General features: G+C 65.2%; 19 protein-coding genes. 13 read left to right on the top strand and 6 right to left on the bottom strand.

Annotated elements, in window-relative coordinates; genetic code table 11:
* Nucleotides 1-3 precede the first annotated feature (3 nt).
* A complete protein-coding gene (locus OUZ49_RS01265) occupies nucleotides 4-507 on the top strand; it encodes a GreA/GreB family elongation factor (RefSeq protein ID WP_266148094.1) in 504 nt (167 codons plus the stop codon).
* Nucleotides 508-970: 463 nt separating this feature from the next.
* On the opposite strand, the gene OUZ49_RS01260 is transcribed toward OUZ49_RS01265, so the two are convergent.
* Nucleotides 971-1,438, bottom strand: a complete 468-nt coding sequence (locus tag OUZ49_RS01260; RefSeq protein ID WP_266148092.1) for an SET domain-containing protein — start codon at nucleotides 1,436-1,438, stop codon at nucleotides 971-973.
* Between the two features lie 204 nt (nucleotides 1,439-1,642).
* Here OUZ49_RS01260 and OUZ49_RS01255 point away from each other — a divergent pair, with 204 nt between their 5' ends.
* From OUZ49_RS01255 to OUZ49_RS01240, 4 genes are all read left to right on the top strand, one after another.
* On the top strand, nucleotides 1,643-2,125 hold the full coding sequence (locus OUZ49_RS01255) for a hypothetical protein (protein WP_266148091.1): 483 nt from the start codon (nucleotides 1,643-1,645) through the stop codon (nucleotides 2,123-2,125).
* Between the two features lie 37 nt (nucleotides 2,126-2,162).
* Entirely contained in the window at nucleotides 2,163-3,938 is a 1,776-nt protein-coding gene (locus OUZ49_RS01250) for an acyl-CoA dehydrogenase C-terminal domain-containing protein (protein ID WP_266148090.1), read from the top strand.
* Nucleotides 3,939-4,058: 120 nt separating this feature from the next.
* Nucleotides 4,059-4,532 (top strand): GNAT family N-acetyltransferase, encoded by a 474-nt coding sequence (locus OUZ49_RS01245; RefSeq protein WP_266148089.1) that lies wholly within the window; start codon nucleotides 4,059-4,061, stop codon nucleotides 4,530-4,532.
* A gap of 335 nt (nucleotides 4,533-4,867) precedes the next feature.
* Nucleotides 4,868-5,578, top strand: a complete 711-nt coding sequence (locus tag OUZ49_RS01240; protein ID WP_266148088.1) for a DUF899 family protein — start codon at nucleotides 4,868-4,870, stop codon at nucleotides 5,576-5,578.
* A 23-nt stretch (nucleotides 5,579-5,601) separates the two neighbouring features.
* On the opposite strand, the gene OUZ49_RS01235 is transcribed toward OUZ49_RS01240, so the two are convergent.
* Nucleotides 5,602-6,003: an ester cyclase gene (locus OUZ49_RS01235; protein ID WP_266148087.1), complete on the bottom strand. Its 402-nt coding sequence runs from the start codon at nucleotides 6,001-6,003 to the stop codon at nucleotides 5,602-5,604.
* Between the two features lie 233 nt (nucleotides 6,004-6,236).
* Nucleotides 6,237-7,007 (bottom strand): SapC family protein, encoded by a 771-nt coding sequence (locus tag OUZ49_RS01230; protein ID WP_266148086.1) that lies wholly within the window; start codon nucleotides 7,005-7,007, stop codon nucleotides 6,237-6,239.
* Nucleotides 7,008-7,262: 255 nt separating this feature from the next.
* Between OUZ49_RS01230 and OUZ49_RS01225 the strand changes: the two genes are divergently transcribed.
* On the top strand, nucleotides 7,263-7,865 hold the full coding sequence (locus OUZ49_RS01225; RefSeq protein ID WP_266148085.1) for an HNH endonuclease: 603 nt from the start codon (nucleotides 7,263-7,265) through the stop codon (nucleotides 7,863-7,865).
* Nucleotides 7,866-7,989: 124 nt separating this feature from the next.
* On the top strand, nucleotides 7,990-9,879 hold the full coding sequence (gene dxs, locus OUZ49_RS01220) for a 1-deoxy-D-xylulose-5-phosphate synthase (RefSeq protein ID WP_266148084.1): 1,890 nt from the start codon (nucleotides 7,990-7,992) through the stop codon (nucleotides 9,877-9,879).
* A 50-nt stretch (nucleotides 9,880-9,929) separates the two neighbouring features.
* Here dxs and prmC read toward each other — a convergent pair whose 3' ends face one another.
* The 3 genes from prmC to OUZ49_RS01205 form a co-directional block, all read right to left on the bottom strand.
* Nucleotides 9,930-10,757, bottom strand: coding sequence for a peptide chain release factor N(5)-glutamine methyltransferase (prmC, locus tag OUZ49_RS01215; RefSeq protein WP_266148083.1), 828 nt, complete (start codon nucleotides 10,755-10,757; stop codon nucleotides 9,930-9,932).
* A 109-nt stretch (nucleotides 10,758-10,866) separates the two neighbouring features.
* Nucleotides 10,867-12,543, bottom strand: a complete 1,677-nt coding sequence (locus tag OUZ49_RS01210) for an FAD-dependent oxidoreductase (RefSeq protein ID WP_266148082.1) — start codon at nucleotides 12,541-12,543, stop codon at nucleotides 10,867-10,869.
* Nucleotides 12,544-12,944: 401 nt separating this feature from the next.
* Nucleotides 12,945-13,859 (bottom strand): LysR family transcriptional regulator, encoded by a 915-nt coding sequence (locus tag OUZ49_RS01205; protein WP_266148081.1) that lies wholly within the window; start codon nucleotides 13,857-13,859, stop codon nucleotides 12,945-12,947.
* Between the two features lie 128 nt (nucleotides 13,860-13,987).
* Between OUZ49_RS01205 and OUZ49_RS01200 the strand changes: the two genes are divergently transcribed.
* The 6 genes from OUZ49_RS01200 (at nucleotide 13,988) to OUZ49_RS01175 (ending at nucleotide 19,668) form a co-directional block, all read left to right on the top strand.
* Nucleotides 13,988-15,217, top strand: a complete 1,230-nt coding sequence (locus tag OUZ49_RS01200; protein ID WP_266148080.1) for an acyl-CoA dehydrogenase family protein — start codon at nucleotides 13,988-13,990, stop codon at nucleotides 15,215-15,217.
* Entirely contained in the window at nucleotides 15,214-16,284 is a 1,071-nt protein-coding gene (locus OUZ49_RS01195) for a phosphotransferase family protein (RefSeq protein ID WP_266148079.1), read from the top strand. The genes OUZ49_RS01200 and OUZ49_RS01195 overlap by 4 nt, the downstream gene beginning before the upstream one ends.
* A 3-nt stretch (nucleotides 16,285-16,287) precedes the next feature.
* A complete protein-coding gene (locus tag OUZ49_RS01190; protein ID WP_266148077.1) occupies nucleotides 16,288-16,977 on the top strand; it encodes a histidine phosphatase family protein in 690 nt (229 codons plus the stop codon).
* A 76-nt stretch (nucleotides 16,978-17,053) separates the two neighbouring features.
* Nucleotides 17,054-17,824: an SDR family oxidoreductase gene (locus OUZ49_RS01185; protein WP_266148075.1), complete on the top strand. Its 771-nt coding sequence runs from the start codon at nucleotides 17,054-17,056 to the stop codon at nucleotides 17,822-17,824.
* A gap of 16 nt (nucleotides 17,825-17,840) precedes the next feature.
* Nucleotides 17,841-18,629, top strand: a complete 789-nt coding sequence (locus OUZ49_RS01180) for an SDR family oxidoreductase (protein ID WP_266148073.1) — start codon at nucleotides 17,841-17,843, stop codon at nucleotides 18,627-18,629.
* 22 nt (nucleotides 18,630-18,651) lie between these two features.
* Complete coding sequence (locus tag OUZ49_RS01175; protein WP_266148072.1) at nucleotides 18,652-19,668, top strand: NADP-dependent oxidoreductase; 1,017 nt, start codon at nucleotides 18,652-18,654, stop codon at nucleotides 19,666-19,668.
* The last annotated feature ends 43 nt before the right edge of the window (nucleotides 19,669-19,711 follow it).

The following is a 19,711-nucleotide window of genomic DNA, read 5'->3' as shown; positions in this document are numbered from 1 at the left end:
GAGATGAGCCGCGCCTTTGTGAAGGATGCGGACGAGTCCGTCGGCGAACGCCTGCCGGACATCCCGCTAAGCGAACATCCCAACTACGTGACGCCACGCGGCCTGGAGCAATTGCGTGCGCGCATGATCGACGCGCGCGAGCGCCGCGACGCGCTGCGTGCCAATAGCGACTTGCTGTCGGTACAAGGCGAACTCGCCGCGGTCGAGCGCGACCTGCGCTGGCTTAGCGCGCGCGTAGGCAGCGCCATCGAAGTGGATGTGCCGCAGCAGCCACGCGACCGCGTCGCCTTCGGCGCCGAAGTCATCGTCGACAGCGACGAAGGCCAGGCCCGCTACCGCCTCGTCGGCGAGGACGAAGCCGATGTCGAGCACGGGCTGGTCAGCTATGTGTCGCCGCTGGCCACGGCGCTGTTAGGGGCGCGTGTGGGCGATGAAGTGGTGTGGCATCGGCCGGCGGGTGATCTCACCGTGGAGGTGGTGGGGATTGCGTATCCTGCGGATGGGTGATTGGGCGGCTCCCCCCTCACGCACCGAGTCACCTGCACTTAGTCCTTCTCCACTCCGGGGAGAAGGTTGGGATGAGGGGCCAATCTTGCGATAGCGCGACGACCGAGCCATGTCACCAGCTCATGTTGCGACAAAACGGCAAGCCCATGCTTTAAGCCCTCTCCGCTTCGGCGCGTTGCGGTGTAGCCGCTGTGTGTCGGCCATGGGCCGCCACCTATCCGGCTGGCCTCGCCCGTCAGGCTCGCATCCCACGCAATGCTATGAGCTCTTCAGGCCATTTTCTTTGGGTTACTTTTCTTTTGGGCCAGCAAAAGAAAAGTGACTCGGCTGCCGGCAGGCAGTCGAAACGCCCGCTGCGTAAGCGGCAAGCTGGCGATATCGCTTGGTCATCACGTGATCGCGAGCACCCGCCCCTCATCCCAACCTTCTCCCCAAAGGGGAGAAGGGGCAGAAGCGACAGCGGTCAGCGCTTGGACTTGAGCAAGGTCCCCGTGCACTTCTTCGAGCCGCAGCGGCATTCCCACAACTTCTTCAGGCGCGCCGTATGCGGCACGTCCAGGGTGATGCCGTAGTCGTAGGTCAGCTCTTCGCCCGGCTTGATGTTGCGGATCGCCTCAATCAGCACGCGGTCCTTGCGCGGATCGCCGTTCGCGTTTTCCTCGATCAGGGCCTGGCAGTTCGGATCGCAGCTGTGGTTGATCCAGCGCGCCGTATTGCCCTTGCGGTTGGCGTCGATCAGGTATTCGTCGTTGAGCGTGAACAGGAAGGTGTGGCCGGTCTCGCCGCCATCGCCGTACAGCACGTCGGCTTCGGCGTGGGTCATCAACGTGCCCTTGTACTCAATGACTTCCTCGCCCTTCTTGATCGGGGCGACGGCAAAAACGCCATTGCCATGGATGGGCGAGCGGCGGGCAGCGATACGTCGGGTCATGAGGGCCAAGCGGAGATTGGGGAAGCCGATGATGATGCCTGCTGCAGCGCGCAATGGGAACCTCCCGGCGCACGGCCGACTCCATCATGCGGGGATGACGGTGTTCGCCGCACCATGCAGCGAAATCGAACGTGGACGCCTTGGGCAGGTGACAGACGCCTCAGTCCTCCTGCTAAGATTCAAACAATCGTTTGAGGTGAATCCATGAGACGACTGCTTCGCTGTGTGGCGCTCGGTGTTCTGGTGGCTGGACTGGTGGCCTGCGGGCCGCCACGCAAGAGCGTGTTTCCGCCGACGGTGACGCTCCAGGAAGTGGCCTTGCGGCCGAATGGGCAGTGGCAGCTCACCCTGCGCATCCAGAACAACAGCTATGGCGGCATGGATTTCCGTTCCATCGACGGTGAGCTGAAGGTGGCCGACCTGGTGCCGGTACGCCTGCACACCAGCTTCGACCTGGACATCCCCCCGTTCGCCGCGGATGTCACCCAGATCAACCTGCTCGCCACCCCCGAGATGACCGCCGCGCTCAAGGCCACCGTCAGCAAGGGCAGCGCGGGCAGCCTGGCCTACACCGTCTCTGGCAGCGCCAGCGCCCAGCCGGAGCAGGAAAAGGCGGCGCGCGATTTCAGTTTCCACGGCAACGACTGGCTTTCGCCGGTGCCGGGCATCCCCAATACCTGGCGCTGATCCCTGGCGCCCGCATTACCCACGAAGGACTTACGCCATGACCATTTACAAGGCTCCGCTCGACGACCAGCGTTTCGCCCTCTTTGACGTGCTTGGTGCTGAAGCCGTCCTCACCAAGCTGCAAGGTGGCGAAGGCCACACGCGCGATCTGCTGGACGCCGTGCTGGAAGAAGCCGGCCGCCTGAGCGAAGCGGTGTTGGCGCCGACCAATGCCAGTGGCGACGAGGAAGGCTGCCACTTCGACAAGGCCACCCAGACGGTAACCACGCCGAAGGGTTTCAAGGCGGCCTTCAAGGCGTTCGCCGACGGTGGCTGGACCGGCCTGACCCAGGCCGAGCACTTCGGCGGCCAGGCCCTGCCGAACACCATCGGCACGGCCACCACCGAGATCTTCCAGTCGGGCAACCTGTCGTGGAGCCTGTACCCGCTGCTGTCCGAAGGCGCCTGCCACGCGATGGAGCTGCACGGCACCGAGGAGCAGCAGAACACCTACCTCAAGCCGATCGTGGAAGGCCGCTGGACCGGCACCATGTGCCTGACCGAGCCGCAGGCCGGTTCCGACCTTGGCCTGCTCAAGACCCGCGCCGAAACCGCGGAGAACGACAGCTACAAGATCACCGGCACCAAGATCTTCATCAGCGCTGGCGAGCATGACCTCACCGAGAACATCATCCACCTGGTACTGGCCCGCCTGCCGGATGCACCGGCCGGCAGCCGCGGCATCTCGATGTTCATCGTGCCGAAGTTCAAGGTGAACGCGGATGGCTCGCTCGGCGCGCGCAACGCCGTGGCCGCGGGCGCGATCGAGCACAAGATGGGCCTGCGCGGTTCGGCCACCTGCGTGATGAACTTCGACGCCGCCGAAGGCTATCTGATCGGCCAGCCGCACAAGGGCCTGGCTGCCATGTTCACCATGATGAATGCCGCGCGCCTTGGCGTCGGCGTGCAGGGCCTGGCGCTGACCGAACGCGCGCTGCAGAACAGCAGCAACTACGCCCGTGAGCGCCTGCAGTCGCGTTCGCTGTCGGGTCCGAAGTTCCCGGACAAGCCGGCCGACAACCTGCTGGTGCAGCCGGACGTGCGTCGCATGCTGCTCACCCAGCGCGCCATCGCCGAAGGCTCGCGCGCCTTGCTGCTGTACACCTCGTTGCAGACTGACGTGGAAGCACGCGGTGCCGACGAAGCCACGCGCAAGCAGGCCAGTGACCTGGTCGCCTTCCTGATCCCGATCGCCAAGGGCTTGGTGACCGAGCTGGCCCAGGAAAGCACCAAGGAAGCGCTGCAAGTCTACGGCGGCCATGGCTACATCGCCGAGAACGGGGTGGAGCAATTCGTGCGCGATGCCCGCATCATCACCTTGTACGAAGGCACCACCGGCATCCAGGCCGCCGACCTGCTGGGCCGCAAGATCCTCCAGCTGCAAGGCGCTGGCTTCAAGATCTTCCTCAAGGAAATCCAGGCGTTCTGCCAGCAGCACGCGCAGGACGCAGCGCTGCGTGAGCTGATCGCGCCGCTGGCCACCTATGCCAAGCAGTGGGCGGATCTCACCCTGGCGCTGGCGCAGCGCGTGCAGGGCAACCCGGAAGAACTGGGCGCCGCAGCGAACGACTACCTGTACTACTCCGGCTACGTCACCCTCGCCTACATGTGGGCCCGTAGCGTGGCGGCCCTCGCCGGCAGCAGCCAGCAGGAGGCGTTCAAGCAGTCCAAGCGCGATACGGCGAAGTTCTACTTCACCCGCATCCTGCCACGCTGCCTGACCCACCAGGCCGCCATCGATGCCGGCATCGACACCTTGCCGGCGATCGTCTGACCGGTGCCTAACGACCCGGCCCGATCCCCGCCGCGAGGCGCGGACCGGGCCGGGACTACCGCGACGACGAGGCAAGGTGTAGAACCAGCAAACCTTTCCTTGGCGGCCCGGTTTCCCCGCATGAGCGATGCGACCTACCTGATTCGTCTGGCTGAAGACGACGACGATTTCATTCTTGGCCTGGTGCCCCGTTTCGTGGACTTCACGCTGCCGCCCTGGCGGCGTCGCCACGAATGCATCGAGGGCATCCGCAACGACCTGCTGCGCCATCTCGAAGACCAGCCGGCCAACAGTTTCCTGTTCGTGGCCGAAGACAGCGATGGCGAAGCAGTAGGCTTCATCCACCTGCAAAAGACCCAGGACTTCTTCAACGGGCGCAGCAATTGCCATATTTCCGACTTGGCCGTGGCGCCGGAACAGGAAGGCCGCGGCGTGGGCCGGGCCTTGCTCGACCATGCCGAAAGCTGGGCGCGCGAACATCGCTGCCAGCTGGTGACGCTGGCCGTGTTCCCCGGCAACGAGCGGGCGCGGGCGATCTACGAAAGCGCGGGCTATGCAGCCGACCTGCTGCGGCTGGCCAAGCCCGTTCGCTGACGCTGACGTAAGACAGGGGCGCTGACCGCGGCGTGCACGGCCTTGATCATCAGGATGCTCTGACCTATTCCGCGGGGGTGGCATGACGTCCAGAAAGCTCGCCGGGTGCGGGGCGGGGCGCAGCGCAGGCTGGCCGCCTGGGCAAGCCGCGCGCTGCGACCTGCGGGCTTTCTGGACATCACCCTAAGGGTCGGTTCTGTCTGCCCGCAGCTGCGCGCCACGCCGTCTCGACAGGCAGCCAGCCTGCCTTCGCCGACCCAGCACACATCTGCGGGCAGACAGAACCGGTGACACCCCCCGCGGAATAGGTCAGAGCATCCTGAAGGGAGACGACCATGGAACAGTCGCTGCATTCCGTTCGATTCCCTGGCGAAACCGACGCCTATCGCCGCTCGCGCGACCGCCTGCTGAAGGCCGAGATGGAGTTGCGCCGGCAGGTCGAAGCCACCGCCGCCCTGCGACGCGCATTGCCGCCGGGCGGCCCGGTGCCGATCGACTACAGTTTCGATGATGAGGGCGATACGCCTGTCGACACGGATATCGAGCGGCAGCTGCGCCTGTCGGACCTGTTCGAGGACGGCAAGGACAGCCTGGTCATCTACAACTTCATGTACGGCCCGGCGATGGCCCAGCCGTGCCCGTCGTGCTCATCCATTCTCGACGCGCTCGACGGCGAGATGCCGCACCTGCGCCAGCGCACCAATGTGGCCGTGGTGGCCAAGTCGCCGATCCAGCGCGTCCGTCACTTTGCGCGCGAACGCGGATGGCGCCATCTGCACCTGCTGTCGTCGGCACACAACACCTACAACCGTGACTACCATGGCGAGACCGCCGACGGTAAGCAGATGCCGATGCTCAACGTGTTCGTGCGGCGCAACGGGCAGATCCACCACACCTGGGGCAGCGAGTTGATGTTCGTCGCCCCCGAGCCGGGGCAGGATCCCCGCCATGTCGACCCGATCTGGCCGCTGTGGCACGTACTCGACTGCACGCCGGAAGGCCGCAGCGTCGACTGGCGGCCCAGCCTCACCTACGGCGGCAGCTAGCGCCGGTTACCTCAGGGCGCCGCTCAAGGCAGCGGCAACGCCATCTGGCGAAATATCGACGCCACGTCACGGGTGCCCCAACGACGCTCGATGTGCCCCTGCCTGATCGCAAACCACTCCATGGCGACGACTTCATAGTCCCTGCCCGTCACCGGGCCATTCTTGAACGGCGCCACCGAGCGGCCGCGTTCGGTATAGCGGACCGCCACGGTTTCACCTTCGGCCACCATGGCGTCGACTTCGAGGCTGACCTGGAAGCAGCGCATCAGGTCGCCCCACAGCGGCCTGGCGACGTCGAGCCCGCCCCAACCGAGCGCGCCATAGATCAGGGCATCGGTGGCAAAGGTGGCGCACATCGCGTCGAGATCGCCACGATTGAAGGCGTCCACATAGGTCAGCACGACACGCTTGTTCTGTTCCGACACGGTGGCACCCCTTCGGAAACGGAGATCACGCCGGGCACTGGATTGGCCCGCTCAACCGGTCATGTCACAGCAAGCATAGCCCCAGGCCGCGCTTGGGTTATGTGAGGGTCCGCCGCGGAACAGGCGCTGGCTAGCCATGGCTGGCACGGCCTGGTGGCGTTTACCCGACCCCCGGCGCCTTGCGCGCCAGGAGAAAGCGTCGCGGCATCGACAGACGCCGCGACGCTGCGCGATCAGTTCTTGGTCGCGGAAGCCGCTTCCGCCACTTCGACCTGCTCGCGCTGGCTCAGGCGCTGGCCGATGCGGTCGATGTTGGACAGCGACAGCAGGTGCGCGTAGATCCAGCCGAACACGCCCTCGCGCAGGAACTCATGCGAGGTCTTCTCGTCGAGCAGGCGCAGCTTGTCTTCGTTCACCACGAACAGGCCATTGAGGTTGATGGACTTGCCATCCTTCTCCAGGCGGATGTTGCGCGGCTCGAGCAGGTTGTGCTTGCGCAGCTGCTCCATGAACCACTGGGTGCGCGCGACATGCTGCTGGAACTCGCCGAGGAACTTCACGGCATTGGCCAGCAGTTCGCTCTCGGCGCCGTCTTCCTTGAACAGGCGATCGCCTTCCGCGGTGCCGAAGCCTTCATAGGCCTCGTCGAGGAAGACGGTGAAGTCATCACCTTCCTGGCCGGCGGGCTTTTCCGCCAGCACGAACGGATAACGACGCACGAAGGCGGGGATATAGGTATTGGCTTCCCACTGGCCGGCCGCGTTGATGAACAGGTTCTCGTTCTCGCGCAAGCCAAGCAGGGCCATCGGGCCGGCATCCTCGGGGGTCATGCCACCGAACAGGATGGGCAGATCACGCGCCGCCGCGGGGAACTCCACGCCGGTCAACGGCACCGAATGCACCGCGCTTGCGAACTTCAGGTTCGGAATCGGCTTGATGCGGAGGTCTTTGTGTGCGGTGCGGTTGAGCGGAACAGGACGCTCGTAGAAAAGAACTTCAGCCACGTTTACTACCTCTCCCCCAGCCGTGCCGGGGTCGCCACCGAGGCTCCCCCTCCCAAACCCGGCCCCGGGTCTACAGATGAACGACCACTATATCAGTGGCCGGCGCCCCAGCGAACACCCCTGTCCATCCGGGGTTCTCCCTGCCCAGACAACCATTTGCGTGTGTTCTGTAACGAATTTGGACTATCCTGCCGTGGTTACGAGCATCGTTGCATCGCCCGAACGTTCATTCGCCTTGGTTGAAGGACGCTTTGCATGCTGATGGAAGTGCCTCGCCGCGTGGTCGACCTGCATTCGACCCGCGTGCTTTCGCTGGATGCCGCTGGCCGCATTCTTGATTGGATCAGCTGGCAGGAGGCGGTTTGCCTCTACGTACGCGACGCCGTCGCCTGGACCCTGGGCGACCCCTGCCTCACCGTGCACGGCGGCCAGAATCGGCTCAGTGGCGAGCAGAGCAAGCTGTCACTGCATCCGATCATCGCCAGCACCGGCCATTGCCGCGACCACGCGATCGATCCGGCCCCTGCGCTCACCAATACCGCTCTCTTCGCTCGCGATCGCTACCTGTGCATGTATTGCGGCGAGCGCTTCAGCCGCGGCGAACTCACCCGCGACCATGTCCTGCCCATCTCCAAGCAAGGCAAGGACACCTGGGAAAACGTGGTCTGCGCCTGCCTGGCCTGCAACCTGCGCAAGAGCAATCGCACGCCCCAGCAGGCCAATATGCCCTTGCTCGCGGTACCGTACCGCCCGAGCTGGGTCGAACACCTGATCCTATCCAACCGCAACATCCTGGCCGACCAGATGGAATTCCTGGTCAGCCACCTGCCGCGCGACCGCCGGCAGCAGATGGCCTAGGGTCTGTTCACATGGCGCGCATGACAGGCCGCGCGTGGCCTGCGGGGCCGGGTGCGGCGCGGCGACCGCAGGTTTTCACTTCTGCGCCCTTGCCCCGCCCTTCCGCTGGGCCAACAATAGGCCCATGAACGACTTGTCCCGATACCCCCATCTGGCGCCCATCGAATCGCCGGCCGACCTGCGCCGCGTCTCCGATGAGGATCTGCCCGCCGTGGCCGATGAGCTGCGCGAATACCTGATCGAGGCCGTGGCCAGCTCCGGCGGCCACTTCGGCGCCGGCCTGGGCGTGGTCGAGTTGACCGTGGCCTTGCATCGCGTGTTCGACACACCGAACGATCGCCTGGTATGGGACGTCGGCCACCAGTGCTATCCGCACAAGATTCTCACGGGCCGTCGAGACCGCATCACCACGATCAAGAAAAAAGACGGCCTCGCGCCGTTCCCGCGTCGCGAAGAGAGCAACTACGACACCTTTGGCGTCGGCCACTCCTCCACCTCGATCTCGGCTGCGCTGGGCATGGCCATTGCCGCGCAGCGCAAGGGCGACCAGCGCAAGATCGTGGCGGTGATTGGCGATGGCGCGATGACCGCCGGCATGGCGTTCGAAGCGTTGAACCATGGCGGCGATGTCGAGCCGAACATGCTGGTCGTGTTTAACGACAACGGCATGTCGATCAGCGAAAACGTCGGCGCGCTGACCAAGATGGCCGGCCGCGCCATGTCCAACCGCACGCTCAACGCCTGGCGCGAACGGGCCAAGCGGGCGATCCCCAAGCAATCGTATTTCGGCCGCTTCTTCAAGCGCTGGGAAGAACACGCCAAGGGCATGTTCGTGCCGAGCACCCTGTTCGAGGAGCTGGGCTTCCACTACACCGGCCCGATCGACGGCCACAACCTGCCGCTGCTGCTGACCGCGCTGCGCACGGTCAAGGACCTGCCGGGCCCGCAGTTGCTGCACATCATCACCACCAAGGGCAAGGGTTACGCGCCCGCGGAACAGGCGCAGATCGAATACCACGCCGTCGGCCCGTTCGACCCGCAGGCCGGCCTGGTCAAGAAATCCGCGCCGTCCAAGCCCACCTATACCGATATCTTCAGTGACTGGCTGTGTGACATGGCCGCGGCCGACAGCCGCCTGCTCGGCATCACGCCGGCCATGCGCGAAGGCTCCGGACTGGTTCGCTTCTCCAAGGAATACCCGCAGCGCTATTTCGACGTGGCGATCGCCGAGCAGCACGCGGTGACGCTGGCGGCCGGCATGGCCTGCGAGGGCGCCAAGCCGGTGGTGGCGATTTATTCCACCTTCCTGCAGCGCGCGTATGACCAGGCCATCCACGACGTGGCGCTGCAGAACCTTGACGTGACGTTCGCCATCGACCGCGCCGGCGTGGTCGGCCCGGACGGTGCGACGCATTCGGGCAGCTTCGACCTGACTTACCTGCGCTGCCTGCCGAACATGATCATCATGGCGCCCGCGGACGAAAACGAATGCCGCATGATGCTCAGCACGGGTTTCCAGCATCACGGTCCGGCCGCAGTGCGCTATCCGCGCGGCACCGGTCCTGGGGTGGCCTTGAGCAAGGAGCTGGAGACGTTGCCGATCGGCAAGGCGGACCTGCGTCGTCGCGGCCATGGCCTGGCCCTGCTCAGCTTTGGCGCGATGTTGGCGCCGGCCGCGGAGATCGCCGCCGAACTCGATGCCACCCTGGTCAACATGCGCTTCGTGAAGCCGCTGGACGAGGCGATGATCCTCGAGCTGGCGAACTCGCATGAAGCCTTCGTCACGCTGGAAGACAACGCCATCGCAGGCGGTGCTGGCAGCGCCGTGGCCGAATGCCTGGCCGCGCATGGCGTGCTGATGCCGATCCTGCACCTGGGCCTGCCCGACGTGTACCTGGAACACGGCAGCCGCGAAGAGGTGCTCACCATGGCCGGCCTCGACCTGCCTGGCATCCGCAAGGCAATTCGCACGCGCTTCCCGCACATGGGTACGTTGAGCCAGGTCACTGCCTGAGTCCCGGTTCTCACCCAGCCGATGTGCTTCCGCACATCGGCTGGCGACGTCTAGTCGCCTTTTTGCCCGCCACTCACCCGGTCCCGCTGCTCCAGGTCGACCGCGGTAAACACCTCGACGAAACCAGCCCCGGCCAGTACGACCCGCACGGCTTCGCCCTGGTTCCAGCCATGCTCCATCATCAACCAGCCACCCGGCTCGAGATGGTTTCGCGCGTCGGCCACGATGCGCCGGATGGCGTCCAGCCCATCGTGCCCTGAGGCCAGCGCGCTGGCTGGCTCGAAGCGCAGATCGCCTTGCGCGAGATGCGGATCGTCCGCTTCGATATAGGGTGGATTCGAGACGATCAGATCGAAGCGTTGATCCGCCAGGGGAGCAAGCCAGTCGCCCTGTACAAACGTGATATTGGCTATACCCAGGCGTTCGGCGTTGCGCCGGGCCACCGCGAGCGCGTCTGCACTTGCGTCGCTGGCCACCACCTGCGCGCGCGCGCATTCGCGCGCAAGAGCCAGTGCGATGGCCCCGCTACCGGTGCCAAGATCGGCCACGCGCGAGGCCCGTTTCGCCGGCAGCTTGTCCAGAGCCAACTCCACCAGCAGCTCGGTCTCGGGACGTGGAATCAGGGTTGCCGGCGTGACCTCGAGATCGAACGACCAGAAACCGCGGAGGCCGGTGATATAGGCCACGGGTTCGCCGATGCGACGGCGCTCGACCAAGGCTGCGTACGCCGCCTCCTGCGCCGCATCCAGCGCATCGTCTGCATGCGCGATCAGCCAGCTGCGCGGCTTGTCCAGCACATGGACCAGCAGCAGTTCCGCCTCCAGCCTGTCACCGAGCTGGAGCGCCGCTTGCGTCAGATACTGGCGTACCTCAGCCATGCGGCAGGCTCCACGCGATCAGGCGACAGGGCGCGAGGGAAAACGACCGAGCAGGCATGCGGATGTCCACCAGCAAAAGGCGCACAGTGTAGATCGAACGCGCGGGAATTCAGCCGACGTCCGGGGCGAGAAACCTGTGCACGGCCTGGACCACCACGGAGCCTTCGCCGACGCTGGAGGCCACGCGCTTCACCGATCCGGAGCGTACGTCACCCACCGCGAAGATGCCGGGCTTGGTGGTGGCGAACGGCGACTCCAGCAGATGGCCTTCGGCACAGCGCCCGGTCAGCACGAAGCCTTTGTTATCGAGTGCAAGGCAGTCCTTCAGCCACTCCGTGCAGGGTTCCGCGCCGATCATCACGAACATGTTGCTGACCGGACGCGTGGTCAGATCACCGCTATCGCGATGACGCCAGGTCACCTGCCGCAAGCGCTCGTCGCCCTCGAGGCCGATGATCTCGCTGCGTGTATGCAGGGTGATCGACGCTGAGCGCGCGATGCGTTGCACCAGGTAGTCGGACATGGTGGCGGCGAGTCCGTCTGAACGCACCAGCACGTGCACGTGTGCCGCGATGCCGGCGAGGAAGACCGCGGCCTGTCCGGCGGAATTGCCGCCGCCGACCACGACGACTTCCTCGTTCTTGCACAGCTGCCCTTCCATCGCGGTCGCTGCGTAATGAATGCCCGCACCCTCGAAACGAGCATAGCCAGGCACATCGAGTTTGCGGTAGCGGGCGCCGGTGGCCACGATGACCGCCCGCGCCGTGACCTTCTGGCCGTCGTCGAGCTGCAGCCGAAACGGCTGTTCGGAGCAATCCACGCTGGCTGCCTGGCGCGAGATGGCCAGGCGCGCGCCGAACTTCTGTGCCTGCGCCTGGGCGCGTCCGGCCAATGCCTGCCCGGAGATACCGGTGGGGAAGCCCAGGTAGTTCTCGATCTTCGAGGAAGTACCTGCCTGCCCGCCCGGCGCCATGCCTTCCACCACCAGGGTGGAAAGGCCTTCGGAGGCGGCATAGACGGCAGACGCCAGCCCGGCAGGACCGGCGCCCACCACCACCACGTCATACACGTGCTGCGGGTCGATCGTCTCGGTGAGTCCCAGCTCATCGGCCAGCTCGGCATTGCTCGGGTTCTGCAGGAAGCAGCGTTCCGGACAGATCACCACGGGCAGCTGTTCGCTCCTCAGCTGGAAGCACGCGACAAAACCGTCCGCGTCCGGATCGACCTCGGTGTCGATCAGCTTGTGCGGGTAGCCGTTGCGCACCAGGAAGCGCTCCAGCCGCAGCGTGTCAGCGCTGTGCCCCGGACCGACCAGCACCACGCCGCCAAGACCCTGCCGGATCAGGCCAACCCGGCGCAGGATGAAGGCGCGCATGATGATTTCGCTGATATCGGCCTCCGACGCAACCATGCGCCGGAAGTCCTCCGAACGCACGCGCACCACCTTGCTGTCGCAGGCCGCGCGCGCCGAAGCCAGGATGCTGCGCTGGTTGAACAGGTTCATTTCGCCGCTGAACTGGCGCGCCGCATGAATGGTGAAGACATTCGCATGTCCAAACTTGTCCGTCTCGAAGATCTCGATCAAGCCGTCCAGCACGAGGAAAAAATCCGCGCCGCGCTGGCCTCGCTCGAACAGCAAGGTCCCCATCGGCACCAGCTCCTCCTTGCCGTAGGCAGCGATCCGTCGAACCATCTCCGGACTCAGGCGCGGAAACATCTGCTCCTTGCGCAACATGGGATCGGTGGGGTCGTATACGACCTCGGGCGGTGGGGACTGATCCGACATGCAAGACACCTCGTCATGGGCCATCCCGACAAGCAGCGCCGGGTTCTTCCAGGGTTATCTGCTGCATCGCACGTTCAATGCGTGCGAACCGATCCGAGCATCCTGCGCCTGTATCCGCGTCATCGGCAAGTCAGTTGAGCCTGTTCACGATCTCCACGTAGCCCGCGTTGAGCGTGTGTGCCCGCCAGGGAGTGATGCGTGGCGAAGCGCCTGACTGGCGGTCAGGTCGAGCCGCGCGTCGCTTCCTGGCGGGCACACGCGCTCAACCCTCTGGGCCGGGTCTGTTTGCCCCCAGTCCTTCGTCATCACTCGGTTGTGTACGGACGTACACGCCCTCGCTCTTCCTCGGCCTGAGCGCAAACAGATCCCGGCGCGGGCCACGTGGAGATCGTGAACAGGCTCTAAGACGATTCCATCGCTTGCGTGATGGCGTGCACGAGGCGCTCGCGAAACCAGCCATGCGCCTGGTCTTCATCCTTGGATTCATGCCAGTAGGCGAGGATCGGAAACGCCTTCAGGCGCATCGGCAAGGGGCGCACCGCAATCGGCAACAGGCCTGCGAGATGGTTCGCATAGGACTGCGGCACGGTCAGCAGCAGATCGCTGGCGGCAGCGATCTGGCAGGCAGAAAAGTAGTGCTGGCAGACCAGGCGCACTTCGCGAAACATGCCGCTCTGGCCCAGCAGCAAGTCCAGCGCGTTCGACTCACCCAGGGGCGAGACGACGACGTGCTGTGCAGCGAGGTAGTCGGCGCGACGCAGCTGGCCCGCCAACGGATGAGCGCGGCGCATGACCACCGCCAGCGACTCGTCCAGCAGATAACGACGCGAAATACGCGGCCCGGCACGCAGCGGCCGGTCCACCGCCAGATCCAGCGCGCCCGTGCCCAGTTCGCGTTCCACCTCGTCCGCGGGGAGGCGCCGACTGACGACCCGCACGCCTGGCGCATGGCGTTCGATGTCCGTCATCAGGGCGGGCAGCGCAATCGATTCGAGGATGTCGCGAAAGCCGATGACAAACTCCATCTGCAATTGCGCCGCGTCGAATTGGGGCTGCGCATGCGTGCTGCCAAGCAGCCCCTTCAGATGCGCCTGCACGGCCGGCATCATCGCGCGCACTTTTTCCGTCGGCAGCAAACGATTGCCCTGGCGTACGAACAGCGGATCGCCGAGATGGTCCCGCAAGCGGCGCAAGGCATGCGTGACGGCGGGCTGGGTAAGGTGCAGCACCCGTGCCGCCGCGCTCACGCCGCCCTGGCTATAGATGGCGTCGAGCACGCGAAACAGATTGAGATCGATGCGACTGTCGCGCTCCACGGCAACCTCCCTAGAGCCGCCCAGGCTCATCGCCAACATATTCACACGACTAATACGCAGACATAAAGCATATTCATTTCAATTATTCGCTGATGCAGGCGTAGGCTGGCCGCTTCTGGAGGAAAGCCATGGACTTCTCACCTTCCGAGCGCACCCAAGCGCTTACCGCACGCCTCCATCGCTTCATGCGTGAGGAAGTGATCCCGGCCGAGACGGTTTATGCCGCCCAGTTGACCGGCGGTGCCGACCATCGCCAATGGCGCCAGCCGGTCATCATGGAGCAGCTGAAGGCACGCGCCCGTGCCGAGGGCCTGTGGAATCTGTTCCTGCCCGACCTTGAAGGTGGCCCTGGCCTCAGCAATCTCGACTATGCGCCGCTAGCCGAAATCATGGGGCACTCCTTCATCGCCCCGGAAGTATTCAATTGCGCGGCGCCGGACAGCGGCAATATGGAAGTGCTGCATCGCTATGGCTCACCTGCCCAGCGCGAACGTTGGCTGACGCCGCTGCTCGATGGCGAGATCCGCTCGGGCTTCGCCATGACTGAGCCGGAGGTGGCCTCGTCCGATGCGACCAATATGCGGGCCACGGCGCAAGTCGATGGCGATCACATCGTGCTCAACGGCCGTAAATGGTGGACGACGGGCCTTGGCCATCCGCACTGCCGCTTCGTGATCTTCATGGGCCTGAGCGACGAGCATGCCGAGCCGCATCGGCGGCACAGCATGGTGATCTGTCCGCTGGACCAGGCTGGCGTGCACATCGAACGCATGTTGCCGGTGTTCCATGACTACGACGAACCCTCCGGCCACGGCGAACTCAGCTTCAACAACGTGCGACTGCCGCTGGGCAACGTGATCCTCGGTCCGGGCCGCGGCTTCGAGATTGCGCAGGGGCGACTCGGCCCCGGTCGCGTCCATCACTGCATGCGCGCGCTCGGCGCTGCCGAACGCACGCTGAGCCTGCTCTGCGAGCGCGCCCATTCGCGCGTGGCGTTCGGCAAGCCGCTGCTTCGTCTCGGCGGCAATGCGGACATCGTGGCCAACCTGCGCATGGCGATCGAACAGGCGCGCCTGCTGACCTTGAAGACGGCGTGGACGCTGGACACGCAGGGCATCAAGGCCGCGCTGAGCCTGATCTCGCAGATCAAGGTGGTAGTGCCTGCGGTGGCGCAACAGGCGGCCGACGCGGCGATCCAGATGCATGGCGCCGCCGGCCTGTCCGACGATGTACCGCTGACGCGGTTGTTCGCCTATGCGCGCGTACTGCGCCTGGCGGACGGCCCGGACGAGGTGCATCGTGCCGTGGTCGCCAAACTCGAAGCGAAGGCGCAGTTGGCGAAAGGAGCGCATGCATGACCGCGATCGAGGACCCGACGCGCCCGGTGCGCGAGGAAGATGCGTTCGATATCGCACGCGTCGATGCCTTCCTCAAGCAACACATCGCGGGCCTGGAGGGCACGCCGGCGGTGACACAATTTCCCGGCGGCGCCTCCAACCTGACCTACCTGCTCCGCTACGCCAACCGGGAGTTGGTACTGCGCCGTGCGCCGCGCGGCGCGAAGGCCAAATCCGCGCATGACATGCTGCGCGAGGCGCGCGTGATGGCTGCGCTCAGGCCCAGCTATCCGTACGTGCCGGCGATCCTGGCCTGCTGTGACGACGCTGACGTGATCGCGCAGGACTTCTACGTGATGGAACGTTTCGACGGCAGCATTCTTCGTCGCGACCTGCCGCCGGCACTGGGACTCGATCGCGATGATGTGCGGCGCCTGTGCACGGGCTTCATCGACCGCCTGATCGAACTGCATCATGTCGACATCGCCCAAGCGGGCCTCGCCGCGCTGGGCAAAGGCGAGGGCTATATCGCACGGCAAGTCAGCGGCTGGAGCGAGCGCTGGCGACAGGCCGCCACCGACGGCTCCGACCCGTGCGAGGACGTACTCAGCTGGCTCGATGCGCAGCAACCTGCCCACGACAACGCCAGCTGCGTCATCCACAACGACTACCGTTTCGACAACGTGGTGCTCGCGGCGGACGATCCGCTGCGCATCATCGGCGTGCTGGACTGGGAGATGGCGACCATCGGCGATCCGTTGATGGACCTCGGCGGCTCGCTGGCCTATTGGGTGCAGGCCGACGACGATCCGGTATTCCAGTCGTTCCGGCGCCAGCCCACGCACGTAGCCGGCATGCTTAGCCGCCGCGAAGTGATCGCCTACTACGGAGAACGCAGCGGCCTGGACGTGGCGAACTTCGGCTTCTACGAAGTGTTCGGCTTGTTTCGGCTGATGGTGATCATCCAGCAGATCTACCGCCGTTACGCCCTGGGCCAGACCACCCAGCCGCAGTTTGCCGGCTTCGGCGACGCCGCGCGTTACATGGGCCAGCGCTGCCGACGCATCATCGCTGGCATGGTGGCGTAAGCGATGCGCGAGTTGCTGCTGATTCGCCACGGCCAGGCCAGCTTCGGCGCGGACGACTATGACCAGCTCTCACCCACCGGCGAGCAGCAATCGTCCCTGCTTGGCGCATGGCTGGCAGCATCTGGCCCTGCACCCGACCTGGTGGCCGTCGGGCCACGCCTGCGTCATCGCGACACGGCGTCCCTGTGCCTGCAGGCCGCCGGCGTGAGTTCGCCAGCCATGCTGTTTCCCGGCCTGGACGAATTCGATCACCACGAGATCCTCGCGCGCCAACGTCCTGATCTCGCCGGACCCGGTGCCTTGCGCGCCGAACTCAAGCAGGACGCTGATCCGCAGCGCGCGTTCCAGCGCCTGTTTGCCGACGCCGTCGCGCGCTGGGTCAGCGGCCGGCACGATGCAGAATACAGCGTGCCCTGGCCGACGTTTCGCGCGAATGTCCTCGACGCGCTGCGGCAGCTCGCCGAGCATCCCGCCAGGACCCTATGGGCGTTCACCTCCGGCGGCCCCATCGCGGTGATCGCCAGCGCCTTGCTGGAAGCGCCTGTCGCGCAGACGTTCAAGCTCAGCTGGCCACTGGTGAATACCGGCGTGACCCGATTGCGACTGAGTTCGCGGGGAGCCACGCTGGTCACCTATAACACCTGGCCGCACCTGGAGCGCGTCAACGACAAGCACCTGGTGACCTTGCGATGAGCATGCGGATTGCAGCCCGCGTCTTCCTGCCCTCTCGAACATCACACATTCATTCCTCGACTAGCGAGTATCGACCATGACCACGCCCGCCACTTTCGACCTCACCGGAAAAATCGCCATCGTCACCGGCGCGAGTCGTGGCATCGGCGCCGACATCGCCAGGTTGCTCGCCGTACACGGCGCCCATGTGATTGTGTCCAGCCGGCGCGAGGCCGACTGCCAGACTGTGGTCGACGGCATCGTGGCGGAAGGCGGCTCGGCCGAGGCGATCGCCTGCCATATCGGCGAGATGGAGCAGATCGAAGCGCTTTTTGCCAAGGTCGAGCAGAAGCACGGACGCCTGAACATCCTGGTCAACAACGCCGCCACCAATCCGTTCTTCGGCCACATCCTCGATACCGAGCCCTCGGTATTCCAGAAGACGGTGGATGTGAACATTCGCGGCTACTTCTACATGTCGACGCATGCTGCGCGCCTGATGAAGCACAACGGCGGCGGCTCCATCGTCAACGTCGCCTCGGTCAACGGCGTCGTGCCCGGCGTGGCGCAAGGCATCTACTCGATCACCAAGGCCGCGGTGATCTCGATGACCAAGGCCTTTGCGGTGGAGTGCGCCGAAGCGGGCGTGCGTTGCAATGCACTGTTGCCCGGCCTCACCGATACGAAGTTCGCGTCGGTACTGGTCAATACGCCGGCCATCCTCAAGCAGGCGCTGGCCCATGTGCCCATGCGCCGCGTGGCCCAGCCATCGGAGATGGCTGGCGCTGCGCTTTATCTCGCCTCCGACGCCGCGTCCTACACCACCGGCGCGGTACTGAATGTCGATGGCGGCTATCTGTGCGTCTGATCCGAAGGAATCCCGCATGACTTATACAGCTTCCCTGCGCGCCGCCGGCAAACGCGCCTTGATCACCGGCGCCGCTGGCGGCCTTGGCTCCGCCACCGCCCGCATGCTGGCCCGCCACGGTGCCAAGGTATTTCTTACCGACCTGGATGCCGCCGCCGCCGCGCAACTGGCCGAAGAGATCAATCGCGAGCTCGGCACGCAGATGGCATGGTCCGCCGCACAGGACGTGCGCGACGAAGCCGTGTGGAAACAGCTTCTCGATGAAGCCGCCCAGGCCCTGGGTGGCCTGTCGGTCCTGGTCAACAATGCCGGCATCGGCTCGCTCGGCAGCATCGAGAACGTCACGCTGAAGGAGTGGCAGCGCGTGATGAGCATCAACCTGGACAGCGTGATGCTGGGCTGCAAATACGCGCTGCCGTACCTGCGCGATGCGCAACCGGCCTCCATCATCAACATCTCCTCGCTGGCCGCCTTCAAGGTCGACCCGGACTACACCGCCTACAACACCTCCAAGGCCGCCGTGGCCATGCTGAGCAAATCGGTGGCGCTGGAATGCGCGCGGCAGAAGATCGACGTGCGCTGCAACTCGGTGCACCCGGCGTTTATCCGCACCGGCATCGTGGCGCCGTTCTTCGAGGCCCTGGGCGAAGAGGAAGCCACACGCAAACTGGTACGAGGCATTCCCCTGAAGCGCCTGGGCGAGCCCGATGACGTCGCCTATGCAGTGCTCTATCTAGCATCCGATGAAAGCCGCTATGTCACCGCCGCCGAGCTGGTGATTGACGGCGGCGCCCGCGCCATCTGACTCCTTCCCCACGAGACCTCTCATGTCATTCGTCAATCGCCAACTGCTGTTGAAAAGCCGGCCCGAAGGCCTGGTCCGCCAGGACAATTTCGAACTGCACGAACAAGCCACTACCGAACTCGCCGAGGGCCAGGCCCTGGTGCGCGTGCTGTATCTGTCGATGGACCCGACCAACCGCGTGTGGATGAGCGATATTCCGCAATACATGCCGCCGGTGGCGATCGGCGAAGTCATGCGCGGACTCGGCCTCGGCCGCGTCGTCGCTTCGCGCTCCGCGCAGTACGCGGTCGGCGACCTGGTGCAGGGATTGGTGGGTTGGCAGGACTACGCCGTGGTCGACGAAAAACGGGCCAAGGACTGGGTGAAGCTGCCGCCAAATCCGCCGGTCCCCTTGCCTACCCTGCTAGGCGCCTGCGGCTTCAGCGGCCTCACCGCCTATTACGGTCTCACTGAAATCGCGCCCGTGCAGCCAGGTGAAACCCTGGTGGTCTCTGCCGCAGCCGGCTCGGTGGGCTCCATTGCAGGACAGATCGGCAAGCTGCGTGGCGCGCGCGTGGTCGGTATTGCGGGTGGCCCGGACAAGTGCCGGCACTTGATCGACGATCTGGGCTTCGATGCCGCCGTCGACTACAAGGCGGATGACTGGAAGCAGGCTTTGGCCGCCGCCACGCCCGATGGCGTGCACGTGAACTTCGAGAATGTCGGCGGCCCGGTGATGCGCGCGGTGCTGTCGCGCATGGTCAACGGTGGACGTGTGGCGCTGTGTGGGCTGATCGCAAACTACACCAGCGGTGCGAAGCCTGCCGACGACTACAGCGTGATCATCGTCAAGCGCCTCACCGTGCGGGGCTTCCTCGCGTTCGACTATCGCGACAGTCAGCGCGCCGTGCAGGACCTGATTGGCTGGGTGCGCGAAGGCCGCATCAAGGCCGGCGAGACCATCGAGGATGGCCTGGAGAACGCGCCGCTGGTGCTCAACCGCCTGTTCGAAGGCAGCAACACCGGCAAGCTGGTATTGCGCGTCGCCGAAGACGCCTGAGCCGCGCAAGATCATCGCTGCGACGGACCATCCGTCGCAGCGA

Origin of the sequence: Dyella halodurans (genome assembly GCF_026283925.1) — a bacterium.
Taxonomy (GTDB): Bacteria; Pseudomonadota; Gammaproteobacteria; order Xanthomonadales; family Rhodanobacteraceae; genus Dyella; species Dyella halodurans.
The sequence above is the reverse complement of the archived record's forward strand: the minus strand, read 5'-3'. Positions and strand labels throughout refer to the sequence as shown.

Bases quoted from the DNA above. Each gene is read 5' to 3' on its own strand.
- OUZ49_RS01185 (WP_266148075.1), top strand. From the start codon at position 17,054: ATGACCACGCCCGCCACTTTCGACCTCACCGGAAAAATCGCCATCGTC.
- OUZ49_RS01190 (WP_266148077.1), top strand. From the start codon at position 16,288: ATGCGCGAGTTGCTGCTGATTCGCCACGGCCAGGCCAGCTTCGGCGCG.
- OUZ49_RS01240 (WP_266148088.1), top strand. From the start codon at position 4,868: ATGGAACAGTCGCTGCATTCCGTTCGATTCCCTGGCGAAACCGACGCC.
- OUZ49_RS01260 (WP_266148092.1), bottom strand. From the start codon at position 1,438: ATGACCCGACGTATCGCTGCCCGCCGCTCGCCCATCCATGGCAATGGC.
- OUZ49_RS01245 (WP_266148089.1), top strand. From the start codon at position 4,059: ATGAGCGATGCGACCTACCTGATTCGTCTGGCTGAAGACGACGACGAT.
- OUZ49_RS01180 (WP_266148073.1), top strand. From the start codon at position 17,841: ATGACTTATACAGCTTCCCTGCGCGCCGCCGGCAAACGCGCCTTGATC.
- OUZ49_RS01200 (WP_266148080.1), top strand. From the start codon at position 13,988: ATGGACTTCTCACCTTCCGAGCGCACCCAAGCGCTTACCGCACGCCTC.
- OUZ49_RS01195 (WP_266148079.1), top strand. From the start codon at position 15,214: ATGACCGCGATCGAGGACCCGACGCGCCCGGTGCGCGAGGAAGATGCG.
- prmC (WP_266148083.1), bottom strand. From the start codon at position 10,757: ATGGCTGAGGTACGCCAGTATCTGACGCAAGCGGCGCTCCAGCTCGGT.
- OUZ49_RS01250 (WP_266148090.1), top strand. From the start codon at position 2,163: ATGACCATTTACAAGGCTCCGCTCGACGACCAGCGTTTCGCCCTCTTT.
- OUZ49_RS01255 (WP_266148091.1), top strand. From the start codon at position 1,643: ATGAGACGACTGCTTCGCTGTGTGGCGCTCGGTGTTCTGGTGGCTGGA.
- OUZ49_RS01225 (WP_266148085.1), top strand. From the start codon at position 7,263: ATGCTGATGGAAGTGCCTCGCCGCGTGGTCGACCTGCATTCGACCCGC.
- OUZ49_RS01210 (WP_266148082.1), bottom strand. From the start codon at position 12,543: ATGTCGGATCAGTCCCCACCGCCCGAGGTCGTATACGACCCCACCGAT.
- dxs (WP_266148084.1), top strand. From the start codon at position 7,990: ATGAACGACTTGTCCCGATACCCCCATCTGGCGCCCATCGAATCGCCG.
- OUZ49_RS01175 (WP_266148072.1), top strand. From the start codon at position 18,652: ATGTCATTCGTCAATCGCCAACTGCTGTTGAAAAGCCGGCCCGAAGGC.
- OUZ49_RS01265 (WP_266148094.1), top strand. From the start codon at position 4: ATGAGCCGCGCCTTTGTGAAGGATGCGGACGAGTCCGTCGGCGAACGC.